We start from the raw sequence: 3,187 nt of genomic DNA, 5'->3' as shown, positions 1-3,187 counted from the left end.
CGCCGGGGGCGCGCGCGCGGCTCGGCCGCGTGCTCGGTCGGCTCGCCTGGCGCTTCGTGCGCCGCCGCCGGCGCGTGGTCATGCGCAATCTCGAGCTCTGCTTTCCTGCGCTGTCCGAGCACGAGCGTCGCGTGCTCGGGCGGGCGCACTTCATGGCGCTTGCCCAGTCCATCGTCGATCGCAGCGTGCTCTGGTATGGCGATGCCGACGCGGTCCGTGCGCTGGTGACGCTCGAGGGCTTCGGCGAGCATGCCCGGCCCGCCCTTGAGAAGGGCCCCGTCATTCTGCTTGCGCCCCACTTCGTGGGCCTGGACGCCGGTGCCTCACGGCTCTCGCTGGAGTCGCCGGCGGCGTCGATGTACCAGGTGCAAAGCGACCCCGGCTTCGATGCACTCTTTCGCCAGGGCCGCTCGCGCTTCAACGAGATCCACCTCATCAGCCGGCGCGAGGGCCTGCGTGGCCTCTTGCGGCACCTGAAGTCACGCCTGCCGGTCTACTACCTACCGGACATGGATTTCGGCGAGCGCGATTCGGTCTTCGTGCCCTTCTTTGGCGTGCCCACGGCGTCGATCACGGCACCTGCGCAGATCGCCCGCAACTGGCAGGCACAGGTGCTGCCGGTGCTAACCTACTGGAACCCCGACACCGGCCGCTACCACACCCAGGTGCTGCCGGCCCTGGCGGACTTTCCCGGCGAGCACGCGCTGGAGGAAGCCACGGCGCGACTCAATCGCGAGATCGAGTCGTGGATCGCGGCCTCGCCGAGCCAGTACTACTGGGTCCACAAGCGCTTCAAGACCCGGCCGCCCGGCGAGCCGAGCCTGTACGACTGAGCGAGGGCGCCCGCCCGGCAGTGCGATAATGCCGGGCATGACCTGGCATTTCACCAAGATGCACGGCGCGGGCAATGACTTCGTCATGCTCGACGGCGTGACGCAATCCATCGAGCTCACCCCGCAGCGGGTGCGTGCGCTCGCCCATCGGCAGTTCGGCATCGGCGCCGATCAGGTGTTGCTCGTCGAGCCGGCGCGGCGGCCCGACGCGGATTTCCGCTACCGCATCTTCAATGCGGATGGCGGCGAAGTCGAACACTGCGGCAACGGTGCACGCTGCTTCGTGCGCTTCGTGCATCATCGCGGTCTGTCGTCGGCCAATCCGCTGCGTGCCGAGATCGCGACCGGCATCATCGTGCTCGCCGAACACGAGGATCACACCGTGACGGTGGACATGGGCAGCACGCGCTTCGAGCCCGAGGCGCTGCCCTTCGACACCACCGGGCTCGAGCCGGTCAGCGTGGGCGAGGACACGCTCTGGACGCTGCCGACCACGCCGCCCAGCCAGGTCTCGCTCGTGGCGATCTCCAATCCGCACGCCGTGCAGGTCGTGGACAACGTCGACACGGCGCCGGTGGCGACGGTCGGGCCTGCCATCGAGAGCGACCCGCGTTTTGCGCATCGCGTGAACGCGGGCTTCATGCAAGTCATCGACACGCACCACATCCGCGTGCGGGTGTACGAGCGCGGCGCGGGTGAGACGCTGGCCTGCGGGACGGGCGCCTGCGCCGCCGTGGCGGCCGGCATCCGCCGCGGCCTGTTGCAGTCCCCCGTGCGGGTGGACACGCGTGGCGGCACGCTCAGCATCGCCTGGGATGGCGCGCAATTGCGCATGACCGGCCCTACCGCCATCGTTTTCGAAGGCCAGGTCTCGCCCGAAGCCCTGGACGCCATCGCCTTGCCTGCCTGAGCCGCCCATGGATACCTCTGTCACCACGCCCGCCCCTGCCGAGATCGCGGAGTTCCTGCGCACCCATCCCGAATTCTTCGCCGCGCACCCGGACGTCTTTGCCGAGATGCGCGTGCCCCATCCGCACGAGAACCGCGCCATCTCGCTGGGCGAGCGTCAGGTGCTCGCGCTGCGCGAACGCCAGCGCACCCTTGAACAGAAGCTCGCGACCTTCACCGAGCGCGCAGGCACGAATCAGGGCATCATCGACAAGGTGCGCGACTGGACGCTCCCGCTGCTCGCGCAGACGGACGCGACGGCGCTGCCGACGCAGGTCACGGATGGACTGCGCACCGCCTTCTCCCTGACCGGCGCGGCGCTGCGACTATGGGGTTGCGGCACCGGTGCGCATGCCTGGCAAGCAGAGATCCCGGCAACGCTGCGCGAGGAGGCCACCGCCCAGAAGGCGCCCGTCTGCGGCACGGACGTCACGCATGCAGCCTGCGCCTGGCTTGCCGCCGCGCCGGCCTCGGTGGCTCGCGTGCCGGTGCGCGCGCCCGACGGCAGCGTCTTTGGGCTGCTCGTGCTGGGTGACGACGACGCCGCGCGGTTTGCCACCGACATGGGCACGGACTTCCTCACGGATATCGGCCGCTTGGCGGGTGCCGCCCTCTCTCGCCTGCGCGTGACCGGCTGACGCGCTCGCCCCCTGCCAACGCCCCCATGCCCCGCCCCGTTGCGCCGCCCGATACCGTCGACGCCGCGCTGACACCATCGGCGCCCGTCGCAGCTTGGCTGGCTGAACTGCGCACCGTGCGGCGCTATTCAACGCACACGCTGCAGGCCTACGCCCGCGACATGGCCGTGCTCGTGAGCGCCGCGCAGGGCAGCCGCTGGCCCGGCTCGACAGCCAGGCGCTGCGCCGCACGTTGGCACAGCGCCATGCGGCGGGCGCGAGCCCCCGGTCGCTGGCGCGACAGTTGTCGTGCTGGCGCAGCTTCTATGGCTGGCTCGCGCGACGCGAGCCGATCGCCGTCAATCCGGCAGACGGCCTGCGCGCGCCCAAGGCACCGCGCGGACTGCCCAAGGCGATGTCCGTGGAGCAGACCGCCGCGCTGCTGGAACATGCGGGCGCTCCGGTTCCGGACTCGGCCGAGGCCCGACGCCATGCCTGCGACCGGGCCATGTTCGAACTGCTGTACTCGAGCGGCCTGCGCCTGGCCGAGCTGGTCGGGCTGGATGCGGCCTGGACCCAGACGCCGGCGCACACGTCCGCCGGCTGGCTGAACCTGGCCGAGCGCGAAGTCCACGTGCTGGGCAAGGGCGGCAAGCGCCGCAGCGTGCCCGTGGGCGAGAAAGCCGTCGATGCCCTGTCTGCCTGGATCGCGTTGCGCCCCCAGATTGCCCGCCCCGGCGACGCCCAGCGCCTCTTCGTTCGGCGCCCGCGGCGCGCGCATCGCGCGCA

At 70.9% G+C, this 3,187-nt stretch carries 4 protein-coding genes; all 4 read left to right on the top strand.

Going from position 1 to position 3,187, the window contains the following annotated elements; all coding sequences use genetic code 11:
* Positions 1–833 (top strand): lysophospholipid acyltransferase family protein (locus IMZ29_RS22245; RefSeq protein WP_216188459.1); only part of this gene is annotated, 833 nt, incomplete at its 5' end.
* 37 nt (positions 834–870) lie between these two features.
* Positions 871–1,743, top strand: coding sequence for a diaminopimelate epimerase (gene dapF / locus IMZ29_RS22240; protein ID WP_216188458.1), 873 nt, complete (start codon positions 871–873; stop codon positions 1,741–1,743).
* Positions 1,744–1,750: 7 nt separating this feature from the next.
* A complete protein-coding gene (locus IMZ29_RS22235) occupies positions 1,751–2,419 on the top strand; it encodes a DUF484 family protein (RefSeq protein WP_216188456.1) in 669 nt (222 codons plus the stop codon).
* 283 nt (positions 2,420–2,702) lie between these two features.
* Positions 2,703–3,187: tyrosine-type recombinase/integrase (locus IMZ29_RS22230; protein WP_216188454.1), on the top strand; the 485-nt coding region annotated here is incomplete at its 3' end.

The organism is Verticiella alkaliphila (genome assembly GCF_018904615.1).
Classification (GTDB): Bacteria; Pseudomonadota; Gammaproteobacteria; order Burkholderiales; family Burkholderiaceae_B; genus Verticiella; species Verticiella alkaliphila.
Note: the sequence above shows the minus strand (reverse complement) of the source record. Positions and strands in the feature narration are given on the sequence as shown.